The organism is Corynebacterium lizhenjunii, from assembly GCF_011038655.2.
In the GTDB taxonomy this organism is placed as follows: domain Bacteria; phylum Actinomycetota; class Actinomycetes; order Mycobacteriales; family Mycobacteriaceae; genus Corynebacterium; species Corynebacterium lizhenjunii.
In genome coordinates this window covers 1,029,009-1,046,014 of record NZ_CP064954.1, presented here as the reverse complement: position 1 = coordinate 1,046,014, position 17,006 = coordinate 1,029,009, and the positions used below count along the sequence as shown (strand labels likewise).

16 protein-coding genes are annotated in these 17,006 nt (G+C 62.4%); 5 read left to right on the top strand and 11 right to left on the bottom strand.

All coding sequences use genetic code 11. The features are described from left to right. Nucleotides 1–32 precede the first annotated feature (32 nt). Together G7Y31_RS04895 and G7Y31_RS04890 are read left to right on the top strand one after the other, a co-directional pair. Nucleotides 33–704: a 3'-5' exonuclease gene (locus G7Y31_RS04895; RefSeq protein ID WP_165009150.1), complete on the top strand. Its 672-nt coding sequence runs from the start codon at nt 33–35 to the stop codon at nt 702–704. Nucleotides 705–844: 140 nt separating this feature from the next. Further along, the gene (locus G7Y31_RS04890; RefSeq protein ID WP_165009148.1) at nt 845–1,990 is read left to right on the top strand and encodes an ATP-binding protein; all 1,146 of its coding nucleotides are present in this window, start codon (nt 845–847) and stop codon (nt 1,988–1,990) included. 13 nt (nt 1,991–2,003) lie between these two features. Here the strand turns inward: G7Y31_RS04890 and G7Y31_RS04885 are convergent, their stop codons facing one another. Next, a complete protein-coding gene (locus tag G7Y31_RS04885) occupies nt 2,004–2,915 on the bottom strand; it encodes a uroporphyrinogen decarboxylase/cobalamine-independent methonine synthase family protein (RefSeq protein WP_165009146.1) in 912 nt (303 codons plus the stop codon). Nucleotides 2,916–2,940: 25 nt separating this feature from the next. Beyond that, the gene (gene mnmA / locus G7Y31_RS04880) at nt 2,941–4,026 is read right to left on the bottom strand and encodes a tRNA 2-thiouridine(34) synthase MnmA (protein ID WP_165009144.1); all 1,086 of its coding nucleotides are present in this window, start codon (nt 4,024–4,026) and stop codon (nt 2,941–2,943) included. A 92-nt stretch (nt 4,027–4,118) separates the two neighbouring features. Between mnmA and G7Y31_RS04875 the strand changes: the two genes are divergently transcribed. After that, nucleotides 4,119–5,600 carry an HNH endonuclease signature motif containing protein gene (locus G7Y31_RS04875; protein WP_244977442.1) on the top strand — a complete coding sequence of 494 codons (1,482 nt, stop codon included), beginning with the start codon at nt 4,119–4,121 and terminating at the stop codon, nt 5,598–5,600. Between the two features lie 133 nt (nt 5,601–5,733). Then, nucleotides 5,734–6,579, top strand: a complete 846-nt coding sequence (locus G7Y31_RS04870; protein ID WP_165009141.1) for a spermidine synthase — start codon at nt 5,734–5,736, stop codon at nt 6,577–6,579. Here G7Y31_RS04870 and G7Y31_RS04865 read toward each other — a convergent pair. From G7Y31_RS04865 to G7Y31_RS04825, 9 genes are all read right to left on the bottom strand, one after another. Continuing rightward, nucleotides 6,576–6,899, bottom strand: a complete 324-nt coding sequence (locus G7Y31_RS04865) for a hypothetical protein (RefSeq protein WP_165009139.1) — start codon at nt 6,897–6,899, stop codon at nt 6,576–6,578. The genes G7Y31_RS04870 and G7Y31_RS04865 overlap by 4 nt on opposite strands. Further along, the gene (locus G7Y31_RS04860; protein ID WP_165009137.1) at nt 6,896–7,282 is read right to left on the bottom strand and encodes a hypothetical protein; all 387 of its coding nucleotides are present in this window, start codon (nt 7,280–7,282) and stop codon (nt 6,896–6,898) included. Before G7Y31_RS04860 ends, G7Y31_RS04865 begins: the two co-directional genes overlap by 4 nt. 277 nt (nt 7,283–7,559) lie before the next feature. Further along, nucleotides 7,560–8,762, bottom strand: coding sequence for a glycoside hydrolase family 25 protein (locus G7Y31_RS04855; RefSeq protein ID WP_165009135.1), 1,203 nt, complete (start codon nt 8,760–8,762; stop codon nt 7,560–7,562). Between the two features lie 199 nt (nt 8,763–8,961). Then, the gene (locus G7Y31_RS04850) at nt 8,962–10,107 is read right to left on the bottom strand and encodes a cysteine desulfurase family protein (RefSeq protein WP_280527298.1); all 1,146 of its coding nucleotides are present in this window, start codon (nt 10,105–10,107) and stop codon (nt 8,962–8,964) included. Between the two features lie 3 nt (nt 10,108–10,110). Beyond that, nucleotides 10,111–11,058, bottom strand: coding sequence for an electron transfer flavoprotein subunit alpha/FixB family protein (locus G7Y31_RS04845; protein WP_165009133.1), 948 nt, complete (start codon nt 11,056–11,058; stop codon nt 10,111–10,113). Nucleotides 11,059–11,070: 12 nt separating this feature from the next. Next, nucleotides 11,071–11,865 (bottom strand): electron transfer flavoprotein subunit beta/FixA family protein, encoded by a 795-nt coding sequence (locus G7Y31_RS04840; RefSeq protein ID WP_165009131.1) that lies wholly within the window; start codon nt 11,863–11,865, stop codon nt 11,071–11,073. Nucleotides 11,866–11,946: 81 nt separating this feature from the next. Beyond that, complete coding sequence (locus tag G7Y31_RS04835; protein WP_165009129.1) at nt 11,947–13,212, bottom strand: THUMP-like domain-containing protein; 1,266 nt, start codon at nt 13,210–13,212, stop codon at nt 11,947–11,949. Further along, nucleotides 13,209–14,021: an NUDIX hydrolase gene (locus G7Y31_RS04830; protein ID WP_165009127.1), complete on the bottom strand. Its 813-nt coding sequence runs from the start codon at nt 14,019–14,021 to the stop codon at nt 13,209–13,211. The genes G7Y31_RS04835 and G7Y31_RS04830 overlap by 4 nt, the downstream gene beginning before the upstream one ends. Before the next feature lie 16 nt (nt 14,022–14,037). Further along, nucleotides 14,038–14,880: an ABC transporter ATP-binding protein gene (locus G7Y31_RS04825; RefSeq protein WP_165009125.1), complete on the bottom strand. Its 843-nt coding sequence runs from the start codon at nt 14,878–14,880 to the stop codon at nt 14,038–14,040. A 69-nt stretch (nt 14,881–14,949) separates the two neighbouring features. Here G7Y31_RS04825 and G7Y31_RS04820 point away from each other — a divergent pair, with 69 nt between their 5' ends. Beyond that, nucleotides 14,950–16,989 (top strand): maltotransferase domain-containing protein, encoded by a 2,040-nt coding sequence (locus G7Y31_RS04820; RefSeq protein ID WP_165009123.1) that lies wholly within the window; start codon nt 14,950–14,952, stop codon nt 16,987–16,989. Nucleotides 16,990–17,006: the final 17 nt, after the last annotated feature.

Below are 17,006 nucleotides of genomic sequence, written 5' to 3'. Positions count from 1 at the left end.
CCGTGTCCACCCCAGACGCTAGAGTAAGTGGCATGAAATTCGACGCTAGCCGCATGCTCTCCTTTGACCTGGAAACCACCTCCGTTAACCCTCAAGAGGCCCGCATTGTCACCTCCGCCCTAGTGCGCATTGACGGCCGTGAGGTTGATGCCCGCGAGATGCTCGCCGACCCCGGAGTGCCCATTCCCGATGCCGCCGCCAGTGTCCACGGCATTACTACCGAAAAGGCCCAGGCGGAAGGCCGTCCCCATGCTGAGGTGCTTCAGGAAACCGTGGATTCCATCCGCCAAGCGTGGGACGATGGCCTAACTCTTATTGTCTATAACGCTGCCTATGATCTGTCGGTGCTGCGTGCCCTTACCGGTGACTTTACGGTCGATGGTCCCGTGTACGACCCTTTCCTCATCGACCGAGTCAAGGACAAATTCCGCAAGGGCAAGCGCACCCTCACGGCTGTGTGCGACCATTACGGTGTGGAGTTGGGCAATGCCCATGAGGCCACTGCCGATGCCCTCGCATCCGCCCGCGTGGCCTGGAAACAGGTCCGCCAGGTATTTCCTGACCTAGCACAGATGGATACTGATGAGCTTATGGAGTTCCAGGCTGTGAGCTGGTACGAGGATCGCACGGCGTTTAAAAAGTACTTGGAAGGCCAGGGCAAGGATGCCTCCGGGGTCTCAACTGCCTGGCCGATGATTTCCTAGCGGCGGCCTGCACCAGCCTCCGCCCCGCCACGAACTCGAGATTCTCCAAATTCTCCAAGTTCTGTAAATTCTCTGAGTTCTCTAAGCCGCGCAAGTTCTCTGAGTTCTCCAAATTCTCTAAGTTCTCCACGGGTCGTATCATGGAAGCTGTGATCACTGCAAAGAATCCATTTCGCCCAACTTTCGGTGTCCCACCGGTCTTTTGGGTGGGCCGACACAGCGTCCTCGACACCTTTGATAGTGCTCTTAGCGCCGGTCCAGGATCTGCTGGTCGTTCATTGCTCATTTCCGGGGCCCGCGGTATCGGAAAAACTGTATTGCTCAACGAGATCGAAGACAAAGCTCGTACCCACGGTTGGATATGTCTTCGCGCATCTGGTCGCGGCACGATGGTGAAGGAGCTTGTAGAGACCACCATCCCTGAAGCGCTAACTTCCCTTTCTCCCATTTCAAAGCGCACAATCAGCCAGATAGGGGTCAGCGGAATAGGTTCCATCGGGTTCTCCCAAGAATCCAGCCGGTCCTATATTCCAAATCTGAAAACTGAACTGCGGGCGCTCATCTCCCAGCTAAAAGGCACTGGGGTGCTGCTCAGTATTGACGAGGTCCAAGATGCAGACGCCAGTGATCTAATGGAGCTGGCCACCGCCTATCAAGATGTGATTCGCGATGAGCTAGACATCGCCCTCGTGGCCGTTGGCCTCCCACAAGGCATCAACCGTCTACTGAGTCTTCCGGGCATTACCTTCCTGCGGAGAGCTCAAAAGTTTGTCTTAGGGCCGTTTTCACCACAAAACGCCGCTGCGGCATTTCGCGCTACCCCGCAGGACTCCGGAATAACCTTCGCCCCAGCAGCTATCGACCAGGCTGTAGTACTCTCCCGCGGATACCCATATATGGTGCAACTGGTAGGCTCCTTGGCCTGGGACCGGGCACACCGCCGCGGTTCGCACACCATCACCGACAACGACATTGCCTCCATTGCAACTGCCGCCCGAACCACCCTCGGAGTACACGTCCACCAACCCGCCCTGATAGATCTATCACCTGGCCAACGCAGCTTCTTAGAAGCGATGGCACACTGCATTGATCCTGCCACTGGCAGTTCCCGGATAGCAGATATTGCCGCCACCCTTGGCAGCACCACCAAATCCCTGTCCTCAACACGCCAATATCTGCTAGACGCAGACCTTATTGAACCTGCCGGCTACGGCAGCCTACGCTTTGTCATCCCCTACATGGAAGACATCCTCACTCACACGGACAGCCTCGGGCGCGTCGATTAGCCCGCACCCCCGCCTACAGATCCCCGGCATCACGCTGGAGCATCCCTGCGGTGGCAACCACCTCGCGCAGGCGGGCGGCATCGGCAAGCACAGGGTAGACATCCACCTGCTCAACGAGCAGCTCACGCGGCAAGCCCATCTGGTCGAAGTGGCGGGCCAGGGCAATGGCTTCCGCGCGAGCATCACGCCCGGCAATACCCAGGCCAACGCGCCCGCCCGCGCTTAACCACTGCCCCAGACCGTCTAAATCCCGGGAATTATCCAGACCATCGAAGGCCGTAAGCAGCGTGGTTGCCGCAGGCGCGAGCTCCCACAAGGGGGCGGTGTGGAGGAAATCAGCGCCAAAACGCGCCAGGCGCTCTAAGGCGACCTCGGCAGCAACCGCGGGGATGCTATCAAAATCCGTGGTCCCGGGAATGCGACCAGCCAGGATTGCTGGCAGGGCGGGCTCATCTAGTTGCACCCGAACCTGCCCATTGAAGCGGCGGGCAATGTCATGCACATGCTTGCCGATTCCCTCCTGCAACGCCGCCGTGAGATCCTCCAGCGCCCCACGGTCGGTAATCGCCCGGTGGCCGTTGGCCAGCTCCAGCGCGGCCGCGAGGGACCACGGGCCCAGTACCTGCACCTTTAGCAGCGGCACGGACTCTCCCCACACCGCCTGTACCTCGTCGAGGTCGCGGTCAAGCCGATCCCACAGCCGGTGCGTGAACAACTGCGGGCGGTTGCTCAAACGCCATGAACGCGGACCGCGCTCAACCGCAAGACCCTCCAACAAGCCGGCTGTGCGCCCCACGGCATCTGAACCTAAGCCGCGCTGTGGCAACTGCGGGAAGGCCGGGAAGTGACCGGACTCCCCTATGATGATGTCCGCCGCCTGCGCCATGGAGGTTCCCGGCATGGGCCCTAGTGCAAAACCAGTCATCTGCGTATTTGCCTGTCTTCGTTACTTATGCCGTGGCACAGATGGTTCCAGAGCCCAGCACAATATCGCCCAGCTCATCCGGGCTGGGCAAGTACAACACCGCCGCCTGGCCGCGCGCGACCCCTTGGATGGGCCGGTCGAGGAGCACCTCCATGCGGTCTTGTGCGCGGTCAATGCGCGCGCGGCAGGGCACCACTGAGCCATGGGCGCGCACCTGCACCTCACAGTCCACTTCCCCCTCCATTAGCGGGTGCAAATACTTGAGCCGGTCAGCTTCTATGCGCCAGACGTCTAAGTCTGCGCGCGCCCCTACGGTCACCGTGCCGGTGCGGGCATCAATGTCGGTGACATAGCGCGGGGTGCCATCTGGCGTGGGGGTCTTGATGTCCAGCCCCTTGCGCTGACCGATGGTGAAATTCCACGCACCGTCGTGTTCCTTGAGCTGGTTGCCGTCCGTGTCCACAATCATGCCCGGGCGCATGCCAATCGAGCGCCCCAAAAAGGCCTGAGTGTTGCCGTCCGGAATAAAACAGATGTCATAGGAGTCCGGCTTGGCGGCTGTGGAAAACCCATGGCGCTTGGCTTCCTCGCGGATCAGCGGCTTTGGCGTGTCCCCAATGGGGAAATAACAGTGGTCTAGCTCTTCTTTGGTGATAACCCCCAGGACATAAGACTGGTCCTTATTCTCATCCAGAGAGCGACGCATATAGCCATCGGCGTCGATGGTGGCGTAGTGGCCCGTGGCCACAGCGTCGAAGCCCAGCGCCATGCCCTTGCGCAGCAGAGCGGCGAACTTGATCTTCTCGTTACAACGCAGGCACGGGTTCGGGGTCTCCCCGCGAGCATAGGAGTCCACAAAGTCCCCAATTACTTCCTGCTTGAACTCCTCTGAGAAGTCCCATACATAAAACGGAATGCCCAACTTGTCACAAATCCGCCGCGCGTCTGCGGAGTCCTCCAGCGAGCAACACCCGCGCGCCCGCTCCCGAGTCTGCTGGGCGTCCTGGTGCAACGCCAAATGCACTCCCACCACCTCATGGCCCGCCTCTACAGCACGGGCCGCGGCAACGGAAGAGTCCACTCCACCGGACATTGCTACTAAAACACGCATGGGCACCAGTCTATTAGCGGTGGCAAATCGGACCGGAAAAAAGTTTGCGCAACCCCTTGCGCGGGTGGCCGCTGCGGTTTAGACTGTGCGGCATGTACGCGGGGGATTTTTTCACCATCCAATCTCGGGGCATCCACTTAGTCGCCGAGTGCGTCGGCATGAGCGCCGAGGATTTCCTGGCCATGGGCGCTGACGGTACTACTGCCGCCGAGTTTGCCCACTTGGTACAGGTCTACTTCGAGTCTGCCGATGCCCCCTCCTCCCGCAACCGCTCCCGTACCCACAACCGTTCTGCCCAGTCCGAAGCCCGCAACCGTGCCGCAGCCAAAGCCCAGGCCAAAGCCCAAGCCCAGGCCAAAAGCATTGCTACCGCCCAAGCCGCTGCCCGCGACTTTGCCACCACCCAAGGCCACAGCCTACGCACCCTCACCCGCATCGAAGAACACGTCAGCCGCGTAAACAAAGACCGCCGCTGGGAACTACGCCTCCTGCTATGCTCACTGCCCTGGCAAGAACACGACACCGCCGCCGCAGACTTCCGCGGGCCTTCTAAACAATCCAACCCCGAGCGCGGGGTGCGCATGACACGCCGGGCCAACGGCAACCACACCATGTCCATTACAGACACCCCACAAGCTGTAGCCGACATGTACGGAGTCCTCACCGCCCAAGCACAAGCCCAAGCCGCCGCCGAGGCCCAAGCCGCAGCCCAGACCCAAGCTGCCGCAGAGGCCCAAGCAGCCGCTGAAGCCCAGGTTGCCGCTGAAGCCCAGGCCCACGCCGCGCAAAAGTCCCTCCCCGGCCTGGACAACAACGCCGCCCCCGGCCACAATGGCGCAGAACCCGACACCACGGGCAGCCAGGCCAACGCTGACCTTAGCGGCAGCAACACCGCTGACCACCATGACGGTGGTGACGATGGCGACAGCGGTCGGGTTGCGGGCAGGCCTTATCGGCCGAGTCCGGTGGAGTTGGTTGATGCTGCCCACACCATCTTCTTCGGCACAGACGACAACGACGACTCCGTCCCGCATGCCGCAAGGCCCCAAGTACGCACCAACGTCATCATCCGCCTCGAAGACCTCGACAAAATCATCCACGGCCACGGCGAAGAAATCACCGTAGAACTCACCAACGGCGCACGCATGACCGGCGCCCAACTTGTTGCCCGCAAACTAGCTGATATTGGGCTTATCACCCTCGTCCACCCCTTTGCTGGCCCGGTCAATCTTTATACTGCTCGTTCTGCTTCTTACAAGCAACGCCTTATGGCGTGGGCAGAACACCCCACCTGTGCCTGGCCCGGATGCAACAAGCCTGCCGAAGAATCCCAGATCCACCACATCCGCCGCCACAAAGACAACGGACAAACAGAACCATCTAATTTAGTGCCACTGTGCAAGTACCACAACGGCACCAACGACGATGACCCCACCAAACCCACAGGCAGAGGCATCATCGAGCGAATCAACGGACGGATCGTCTGGTTCCCACCCTGGGGCGGGCCACCGTGGTACATCCCCAGCCCCGCACACCCCGACCCACCACCACCAAGCCCACCACAGCGGGAATAGACCGACCCCCAGTCGGTTAGTCCGGCGCGCCCATAACCTACTAAGTACCGCAGCGACATTCCCGAGCACGCGCGGCACTCCGGGATGTCCGCACGTGGACGTTCCGCGGGCTGCTTGCCTAGACTGTTCACCCATGGGTAGAAAGCGCGCAGGTTCTAGGGCTAACGCCGGCCCCGTGGGCACCTATGAAATCTCCACGGGCACGTTGGAAGTCGAAGCCGACCCGTTTCGCGATGGCGCTTACGTCCTCAACATCAATGGTGTGCCGTCTTCGCACATCGTGCCAGGACAACCACGCGAGTTGGAATTTGAATACATGCGGTGGATCGCCGCAGCTGTCGAGCAGCTCGCGCCCGGGCGGCGCCTAGTCCACCTAGGCGGTGGCGGATGCAGCCTGCCACGCTACTTCGCCGACATCTGGCCGGACTCACACAACACCGTTGTCGAGCTTGATTCCCGCTTAGGCGAGCTGGTCCGAGAGCTCTTCGACATCCCCAAAGCACCCCGGGTAAAAATCCGGGCTGGCGAAGCTCGCACTGTCACCGAAGGTTTTCCGCCGGGACGTTGCGAGGTAATCATTCGAGACGTCTTTGCAGGCAACACCACTCCTCGCCCGCTAACCACCGTGGAGTTCTTCCGCCACGCGCACACAGCACTGACCCCCGGCGGACTATACGTTGCCAATTGCGGCGACCACTCCGACCTGCAGGGTGCAAAAGCGGAGCTGGCCGGTCTGGCGGAGGTATATGCAAACGTCGCTGTCATCGCAGACCCGCCCATGCTCAAGGGTCGCCGCTACGGCAACATCATCCTCCTGGCCAGTGACGGGGAGCTGCCGGCGGAGGGGACGGCGGCGGCAGGGGGCATCGGCAAGCTATTGCTCTCCGGCGCGGTACCAGCACACTACAAAGACCCGATTTGGACGCGAGCATTCTATAGCGGTGCTAGCCCGCGCCGCGACGCCGCTGGACCGGACTAGTATTGCGGGCTCTGCTCCGCATGACTGGTCTGGGTGCGCTGCTTCTTGGCGACGACCCGGCTGGCAATGCACCCAGCCAAAACAAAGCCACCAATGTGCAAATTCATCCCCGGTGTTTGAACCAGCTGCCCTGGCACCATCGCGAAGGTCTCGACGAAGACGATTATGCATATGATCACCAAGTACGCGTTCGCAGAGAACCAGCCCTTCGAGTCCGCACTGCGCCCGAACAGACGGTGCAAGTTCGCAAGCCCCAGGCAAACCAGCGCCCCAGCAGCCAAGCCGACCAGAAGATTGAAAACGTGAACGAGGAACATCATGCGGCGGCCCCTTCCTGTTTATCCTGGGACCGCGCCCGGGCCACGCGCAGCAAGAAATCATCCATCAAAACGGACAGCGCGTTCAAAGCGCACCCCATCAACAAATAGGTCCCAAGGACCTGGTTGGTAGCCGAATTACCCCCACCTTCTGTTATGGCCAGAAACACTGTCATGGCTACGCACAATAAACAGTGAAGCACCAGAAGTACTCGTGCTTTTATCCACAGCTTAAAGGCAGAAAGCAGGATTATCGCAGCATTGATAACTAGCAGTGCGGCGTACACCACAATGCCCAGCAGGATTCCCGGAATGGCGAAAGTCCAGGCGAACCCGCCAAAAGCTACCCAGCCAAGAAGCTCGTCGCCGATACCAAGATTAAGCATGTGACTAGCTCTCCGATTCTAAGGTTTCAAAGTCGGTTCATCGGGATTGTTTGCCGATCCGTCGACCAGAATGGAAGTACACGAATAGAGATAGTATCCGCAACCAACTCGCAACGTCTACAAAATTAGAAAACATTTATAAATTCTAGCCCCATTGCTACCCCTATTCACCCTGATAAACCCCGCACTTTTACCCCAATAAGCCCCGCACTCACCGGGGAGCACGGGGCCAGGACCAGAAAACTAAAGCCGCGAAGCGCGGGGCAGGACCAACCGGTTAGCGCTGAAACAGACGGGTAAGCGTTCCAGCGACCTCGCTAGCATTGATACCACCGAGGTTCAGCCCCTTGGCAGCATTGGCCGCGTTCGTGAGACTCGCTGCGGCAGCGCCCGCGTTTGCGCCGTCCAAGGGACCGGTGGCCCCTGCCCCACCAGCGCCATCGGTGACGTCCGTGTTGCTCACATGCGCGGCGTTGTCCAGCAGCATGGCCAGGTCAGACAAGCTAGCGCCGTTGCGCGCCATGCGCTCGAGTTCCCGTACCGGAAGAGCGTCATTGTCAATCAGCGCCTGGGCAATCTGGGTCAATTCATTGCCACCGGGCAAATTGACGTCGGTAAGCCCCGGGGCCACCGCAGCACCGGCGGCCAGGGCCAGGATGCCGGCGATGGCCGCGCGGGCATCGCCAGACAGGTCCACGCCAGGGATGACCAGGCCTTCGAGCATGCCGCCGAAGTCGAAGTGATTACCGGCAGCGAATGCCTCTAGCTGCGCGGCATTGCCGTTAAACAGGTTCAAATCCACCGGGCCGGTAATGCCATTAACCCGCCCGGAGTCAGAGCGCTGCCAAAATGCCAACTTCTTCCAGCCACCGACCGGCGCCGGGGCCTGGTTCTGGTAAGCCGCCAGCCACAAGGGGAACTCAGAGAACTGCGTGGTGTTGGCCATGTGGTCGGTCCAGAAGTACCGGTAGGTGTAGATCATGGGGGTACGCCCGGTGCGAAGTTGCAGCTCAGTGGTAAATGCGCGCGTCCAGGCGATGAGCTCTTGCGGCGAGCGCCCTTCTGCTACTTCCAAATCCAGCACGGGCGGCAGCTGCATGCCCGGCACCCGAGCAATCTGGGCAGCAAAGTCGCGGGCTTGCGCCAGCGGATCCCCTGCCGGGCGGGCGTAGTGATAGGCCCCAACTTTGAGCCCGGCGTTGAGGGCAGCGCGGGCATCGGCAAGATAGTGCTCGTTAGTCCAGCCCTCGCCTTCCGTGGCCTTGACAAAGGCATAAGAGTGGCCGTCGGACTTCACCGCGTCCCAATTAATGCCCGCGGTGGTCAGGTGCTGGTTGGAGGAGACATCCACGCCAGATGGTGCGGCGATGTTGAGCGCCTGGGCAGCGGGCTGTACCGTGCTAAGGCTCAGGGCGGCTGCTGCGACCAGAGCGGTGGCGGCTGCCCCCAGGCGGCGGGTGGCAAAGACAGAGCGAATCATGCGCCTAAAGCTATCACCAGTTTCACATCAGTCACACGAACAACACGCGTGGCCGATGTGATTCGCGCCCAGCGCCTGGCCAACACTGGCCGGGGCCAGCCGAGCGTCCGACACTAGTCGGGCTCAGCGGGCACGGCCCAGCCCGCACAAGCGCGTATAACAGGCCGGACCCAGCCGAGCGGTCTAGGCCCAAGCGGGCCTAGACCCCGCGGGCGCGTTCAATGAGCCCAGGCAGCGTGGCGCACACGGCGTCCACATCGGCCTGGGTGGTGCCGCGGCCCAGCGTAAAGCGCAGGCTGCCGCGGCCTTCGTCCGCGCTCACCCCCATGGCCTCGAGCACATGGGACATGCGGGTGACCCCGGCGTGGCACGCGGAGCCTGCCGATGCCTCTATCCCCTCCCCGTCCAGCAGCATCAGCAAACTATCGCTATCAGTGCCGGGGAAGGACAGGTGCAGGTGGCTTGGCAGGGCTGGCTCAGCGGTGTTAACCACCACGTTGTCAATAGCCCCCAGCAGACCCGCGCGCAGAGTATCGCGCAGAGCGCCAATCCGGGCGGCTTCGGCGTTCATCTCTGCAACCGACTCTCGCAGCGCCGCCGCCAATGCTGCTGCCGATGCCACGTCCACTGTGCCGGGGCGAATGCCGCGCTCTTGCCCGCCACCGAAGGCCAATGGTTGTGGCGCGGGGCTGCGCCGGGCCAACAACAAGCCCGCCCCGCGCGGGCCGCCAAACTTGTGCGCGCTGGCCGCCAAGGTGGTCGCCCCCACCGCGGCGAAATCCACCGGCACCTTGCCCACCACCTGCACGGCATCAATGTGTACGGCGGTGTCCTGGGCACTAGCGCGACGGCACAGCTCTTCTACCGGCTGAATGGCACCGGTTTCATTATTAGCCCACATGCAGGTGGCCAGGGCCGCCGGGGTGTCTAGCGCGGATAAATCACCCACGTGCCCATCGCGGCCCAGCGGCAAAAACTCCACCTCCGCACCCAAGTTCTGGGCAGGTTCTAACACCGCCGGGTGCTCAATGGGCGTGGTGATAATTCGCGCCGGCCTGCCCGCTACCCGTGCCGCACGGTACAACCCCTGCACCGCGATGTTGTCGGCTTCCGTGCCAGAGGCGGTAAAAATGACCTCGATGGGCTCGCACCCCAATAATGAAGCTACGGTTTCCCGGGCATCATCCAACACGGAGCGCGCCTGGCGCCCAGAACGATAGGACGCTCCAGAATTGACCGAATGCGCGGCCTCTACCCAGGCGTCGATGGCCACCTGGCGCATGGGCTGGGTGGCCGCGTAATCGAAATAGCGCGCAACCTGTGCGCCGGCCCCTTGAGCACTCACGGTTTAGCCCTCGCGGCGGGAGTTGATCTCTGCTACCAGCGCCGGGGCAATCTCATGCAGATCGCCTACCACACCCAGGTCTGCAATCTGGAAGAAGGGCTCATCCTGGTCTTGGTTGATCACCACGATGGTCCCGGAGGTTTGCATACCGGAGGTGTGCTGAATGGCACCGGAAATGCCCAGGGCAATGTAAAGGTCCGGGCTTACCGTCACACCGGTTTGGCCCACCTGGTGGGCGGGGTCGTAGAACCCGGAGTCCACGGCGTCACGGGTGGCACCCACGGCGCCACCGAGGGCATCGGCAAGCGGTTCGACCTTGGTGGCAAATTCATCGCCCACACCACGGCCACCAGAGACCACCACCTTGGCAGCAGACAACTCCGGGCGGGCAGACTTCTCAGCCGGGGTAAAGGAGGTCACGGTGACATCGCGGTTGGTGGCAGCCGGAAGCGGCATGGGCGCAAGCTGGCCAGCAGCAGGGGCCGGCTGGGCAGCCACGGCACCGGGGCGCACGGTGTAAACCGGGCATTGGCCAGCCGCGGTAGCCTCCACCCGCACGGTGCCACCAAAGATGGTGTGCACGGCGCTGCGATCAGCGCGAATCTCCGAGACCTCAGCCAGCGCACCGGACGCCAGCCGGGCGGCCACGCGGCCAGCAATCTCATTGCCGGTTGGGGTCGCAGCAATCACAATCGGCGCGGGATTGGCAGCACCGAGGGCATGCAGGGCATCTACCTGCGGGGTAATCAGGCGCTGGGCATAATCAGCAGCGGTGGCCTCCACCACCTGCGCGGCACCCAGCTGCGCCAGCTCAGCTTCCAGCCCCAGCGCGGCAGCTGAGACCACCACAGCGGAAACCGCGCCCAGCGGACGCGCAGCAGTAATAAGTTCAGCAGTGACCGGGGACAGGGCGCCGGCCTCGTGCTCTACCAAAACATAGACGTGAGACATAGGTGGGCTCCTTTAAATGAGGTTGCGGTCGGCCAGGAAATCTGCAATCTGGCGCGCGGCATCTTGCACAGAAACGCCAGAGATGACAGCACCAGCACTGCGCGGCGGCAGCGGCTGGGAGGAGGTCACCTGGGTGGTTGGCGCAATGGCCTCAATGCCCAGATCCGCCACCGCCAGCGTGGTCACCTCATGCTTCTTTGCAGCCATGAGCCCCTTGAAGTTGGGGAAACGCGGCTTATCAGCCTTATCCGTCACGCTCACCAGTGCCGGGGTGGCAGCTTCTAGGTTCCACACCCCGTGGGCATCTTCGCGCACCCCACGCACCACGGCACCGTCGAGCTCCACGGACTTCACCCCGGTCAGAGCCGGCCACTGCCGGTATTCCGCCAGCAGGCCAGCCAGCAGGCCGGTCTGGGAGTCAGAGGCCTGGTTTCCCATGGTCACCACGGCAATCTCTCCAAAACGCTGCGCCACCTGTTCCAGGGCGGCGCTTAAGGTCCAGGCGGTGGAGAGGGCATCGGCACCAGCCAGGGCGTCATCCACCACGTGCACCGCGTCATCTGCGCCCATGGCCAAGGCCTTGCGCAGGGCTTCATCCGCCCGCGCGGGCCCCATGGTCAGGGCAATAACCTGGTAGCCGGCGTCCGGGTGAGCCTCGCGCAGACGCAATGCCTGCTCCACGGAGAACTCATTAATCTCATCAATCACGTTATCCACGGCCTCGCGCTCCAGCCGGTGTTCAGCCGAGAGCGTCTTGGTAGACCAGGTATCAGGTACGTGCTTGACCAACGCCACGATAGTTGGCATGTGTCGCTTCCCTTTCCTTCTCACGCCCAACCGCCGCGCCCTACAGATTTTAGGCACAGCGATGTTGCGTAAATCGTTTCTTTAGTGATTCCTGCTAGATACTACTCGCGGCCCGCACACGAACGCTATCGGCTGGGAACCAATCCGCGTCAGCACCACCGCCATCTGGCGGCTCCCCTTGAGCTTCAACCGCTTGCGCAACTCATCCGGGTCCGCATTTACCCCGCGTATGAGGATTTCTACCGCCCCGCAGTCATGCGCAGCCAGGGCGGCCTTGAGCCGCTTCGGCGCCACAGATTCGATGAATGCAAATCCCGACGCCCCCTCCGGAATCCGCGGTCCGGTCAGGTAGGCGATGCGCTCATCAAGCTGCCACAGCCCCTCCCGCGCCGCATAATGCTTGACCAGCCCCCCGCGCACAATCGCCCCATCGGGGTCAATCAGGTAGGTACTCACCGCGCCCGCCCCCGGCAGCTCTGCCGCAGGCGCGCTGTCATCCACAATGTCCACGCTCACGCCTAGCTTGCCGATACCCCCTCCGCCAGCACCCTGCCCACCGTCACCGCTGCAATTGGCGCGGCTACCCGGCCCGCTGTCGCCGGTCCCGGCGGTGCGGGCCCCGCGGTCGCTGCGCAGCAGCACCGCCCGCCGCGCAACGCCTTCTGCTGCGAGCTCCGGGGTGTAAAGGCACGCTTCTTTGACCCCGCCGTCCAGGCTCACCACATCGACCTGGCCGGTCCACTGGCTAAAGTCCAACCCCGGCGCGCACTTGATCGCCATCGGCGCGCCAGCGTGGGCGGCAAGCACGTCAGGCAAAGGCGGCAACAGCTGCGCAGGATCGCTAATGCGCCTGCCACCGGCCCGCCGTGCGGGATCAGCAATCAGCACAGTGCCCGGACCGAGGGTGGTGGCGGGGGCGAGGGCATCGGCAAGCAAGAGCTTGGCACCAGGCAGATTGTGGCGGGCCATGCGCACGCGGGAGGAGTCCAGATCGCTACCCACATAGTCCAGACCGGCCCCGGCAAGGTAGTGGCCCTCAGTTCCTATAGAACAGGTGATGTCACAGGCGCAGTCGAACCCAGCCCCAGCCAGGTAGGCGGCACGGAAGGCAGCAACGGGGCCGGGGGTGGCTTGTTGGACTGAGTCGGCATCGGCAAGCCATCGGGGCCCAGGCAGTTTGCCTTTGGCACGGGCATGCAGCAGCTCGGTCACGGCGCGGGCAAAGCTGCCATAGCGGGCGCGCAGAAACTCCGCGTCACGCAGCTGGGTGGCAGGACTTAGGCCCAGTTCAGGGTGGTCAAATTCCCCGGCGGCCAGGAAGTCGACTTCTTCGCGGGTATAACTCATATGCGCTCGATTGGGATGGTGGTGAAGTATTCGTGGTATCGGGGATCATCTACGGGCTCGCCAATAACTAGGCGCAGGTCAGACAGGCTAGCGGAGTTCATCACGTCGCGCACCCGCGCGTAGTCACACAGCCGCACCAGTTGAGCCCAGGTAGGCAGCGCCAGGCGCACCAACCCGGCGCGCCAGCCGTCAAGGAGGAGTTGCGGGCTAAACCAATTGGCATCTGCGGCTTCGAAGGTGGTGGCGTCCAGTGCCTGGCCGGGCGGCAGGGTGGCCACGAAGAAGAAGGTGTCAAACCATTGGCCGCGGTCCACACCTGCCCAGCGCGCCCAAGGCGCCAACAGGTCGGCGTCGAGTTTGAGGCGTTCTTTTTCCAGGAAGTCGGTAAAGGAGATGCGATGGGACTCCAGGGCGAGGCGGTCGGTGTGGTAGGCGCGGGCATCGGCAAGCACATCGCCGCCTAGGTCGCGCACCAGCAGCGCACCAGCTTCTTCGAAGAGCTCGCGGGCGGCGGCAAAGACTAAGGCGTGGGCCTTGTAGCGGGTAACGCCCATCAGGCGCGCCATGGAGATGGTGGACGCGCCGGACCATAATTCCCCGGAGTCCCAGGTGCGCGGCGGGAAGTCGCGGGGGTCTACTCCCCCGCCGGGGAAGACCACGTGGCCGGGGTAGTTGCGCATGGTGGGCACGCGCTCTTGGACCCAGACTTCGAGTCCTTCGTCTCCGTCGCGCACCACGATGATGGTGGCGGCTAGGCGCCCGCCGTTGAATCCGGTGTGCTCGGTGGCGGGGGTCGCGTTGCTTGGCATAGGTACCCGGGGCTAGCTATCGCACGCGGCGCGCGAAGTAGCGCTCTCCAATACGGTCGACCTGAATGTCTTGGTGGAAAGCGCGCGAGAGGTTCTGTGAGGTCAGCACGGAGTTGATCAGCCCCTTGGCTACCACTGTGCCTTCGTCGAGCACCATGGCGTGGGTAAAGCCATAGGGGATTTCTTCGACGTGGTGGGTGATCATCACGATTGCCGGGGCGTCAGCATCCAGGGCAAGGTCTCCCAGGTAGCCCACCAGGTCTTCGCGCCCGCCTAGGTCCATGCCTGCGGAAGGCTCGTCCAGGATCAGCAGCTCCGGGTTGGACATGAGCGCCCGCGCGAGGATGACGCGCTTCTTTTCTCCTTCAGACAGGGTGCCCCACTGGCGTTCCTTCAGGTGGGTGGCGCCGACTTGGGCCAGGATGTCGTGTGCCCGGCTAAAGTCCATGTCTTGGTATTCTTCCCGCCATCGCCCCAGGACGGCGTACCCGGCGGAAATGACCAGGTCATCTACGCGTTCGTGGTCAGGAATGCGGTGTTGGACGGCGGCGGAGGAAATGCCGATTGCCGCGCGCAGGTCGCGCATGTCCGTGCGTCCCAGGCGCTCTCCCATCAGGTAAGCCACCCCGGCGGAAGGGAACTCTTCTGCTGATGCCATGCGTACCAGGGAGGTCTTGCCCGCACCGTTGGGGCCGATGATGACCCAGCGTTCGTCCAATTCGACCTGCCAGTCGATGGGCCCTACGAGGGTGCGTCCGCCCCGGCGCAGCTCTACGCCGCGAAAGTCAATGAGCCAATCCGGATCAGTCTGGCTGGGATCAATCTGGGTGGGTTCCGTCTGGGAGTGCATAGATAACATAGTGCCTTATATGGTCCGTGCCCGCAGAAAGTGACACAGGTGCCCTACCCCTGGGATAGGCTTAAAGGCATGATTTCGCGCATTGGGATTGATGATGTCCGTCCGCAGGTTTCCGCTGGCCAGCTGCCCGCTAAGGGGGTGGTGGGGGAAGTCATTCCCGTGACTGCTTTAGTGTGGCGGGAGGGCCATGATGCCGTTGCTGCGACTCTTTCGGCGTGGACCAACGCCCATGATGGTGTGATTTCTACCACCATGGTGGTGGATCCGCATAATCCTGACCGGGTGCATGGCACGTTTGTGCCGGACCGGGTGGGCCGCTGGTTCTTCCGGGTTGATGCCTGGTCTGATGTGGTGGCCACGTGGCGCAACGCGGTGGAAAAGAAGGTCGCCGCCGGCCAGTCTGCCGCCCAGTTGGCCAATGATTTGGCTCATGGTGCCCGGGTGTTGCGCCAGGCTGCTTTGCAGACTCCCTCGGCCCAGGCTGGCCCCTTGTTGGCTGCGGCTGCAGCGTTGGAGTCTGTTAGCGCCGAGTCTGCCGATGCCGCCCTTGCCGATGCCGCCCTTACCGAAGCCCTCGCCCCGGCCCTGTCTGCCGAGGTCACTGAGATTTTGGCTGAGCATCCGGTGCGCGAGTTGCTAACGGAGGGCCAAATTTTTGAGGTCCTGGTGGAGCGGCGCGAGGCGCTGTTTAATTCCTGGTATGAGCTCTTCCCCCGCTCTACTGGCGGGGTAGATACACAGGGCAATCCGGTGCACGGCACGTTTGCTACTACTGCGGCTGCGCTGCCGCGCGTGGCGCAGATGGGTTTTGACACCGTGTACTTCCCGCCCATCCATCCCATTGGTCAGGTCCACCGCAAGGGCCGAAATAATTCGGTAGTGGCCCAGCCGGGCGACGTGGGTTCCCCGTGGGCTATCGCGGACCACACCGCCACCCACCCGGAGCTAGGCACCATGGAGGACTTCCGGCAGCTGGTAGATGCCGCTCATGATTTGGGTCTAGAGGTGGCCCTGGACTTGGCCCTGCAGTGCTCGCCGGACCACCCGTGGGCGCAGGAGCACCCAGAGTTCTTCACTGTCTTGGCCGATGGCACCATTGCCTATGCGGAAAACCCGCCCAAGAAGTACCAGGACATCTATCCGCTTAACTTTGATAATGCCCCGGAGGCCATCTACTCCACCATCTATGACATGGTAATGGTGTGGGTGGAAGCCGGTGTGCGCACCTTCCGGGTGGATAATCCGCATACCAAGCCCGCACAGTTTTGGGCGTGGCTTATTGCCACGGTGCGCGCCAGCCACCCGGATGTCATCTTCTTAGCAGAAGCCTTTACCCGCGCGCCGCGCTTGTTCGGGCTGGCCAAGGCCGGGTTTAGTCAGTCCTATTCCTACTTCACCTGGCAGACCACCAAGGCGGAATTAACGCAGTTTGCTCAACTGCATGTCGAGCAGGCCGATATTTGCCGTCCCAACCTCTTTGTCAACACCCCGGACATCTTGCATGAGTCCCTCCAGCACGGTGGGCGCGCCATGTTCGCCATCCGCGCCGCCTTGGCCGCAACCCTGTCCCCGCTGTGGGGCGTCTATTCCGGCTTTGAGCTCTTTGAGCACCAGGCGGTAGCCCCCGGTAGTGAGGAGTACCTGGACTCTGAGAAGTACGAACTGCGCCCGCGGGATTTCGCTGCCGCGCTCAACGCCGGTGACTCCCTGGAGCCTTTCCTGACCCTGCTCAACCGGATTCGCCGGGATAACCCCGCGCTGCAGCAACTGCGTAATTTGCGTTTCCACCATGCTGATAATGAGCACGTTCTGGCCTATTCCAAGGCAGATCCCTCAAGCGGCAACGTGGTCTTGACTGTCATTAACCTGGATCCGCGTTATGCGCAAGAGGCTACGGTGCACGTAGACCTTGCCGCCATCGGACGCGAGCCTGGGCAGACCTTCACAGTCACCGACGCCATCACAGGGGCTACCTACACCTGGGGCGAGCGTAACTTTGTCCGCCTGGAGCCCCAGCGCGATGTGGCCCACATCTTTGTCTTGGACCCGGTAGTCCCTGAGCGCCGCCAGGCACTGGCCTGGCGGCAGGTAGACGACTACCGCCCCTAGGCCGGCTGGCTCCACCG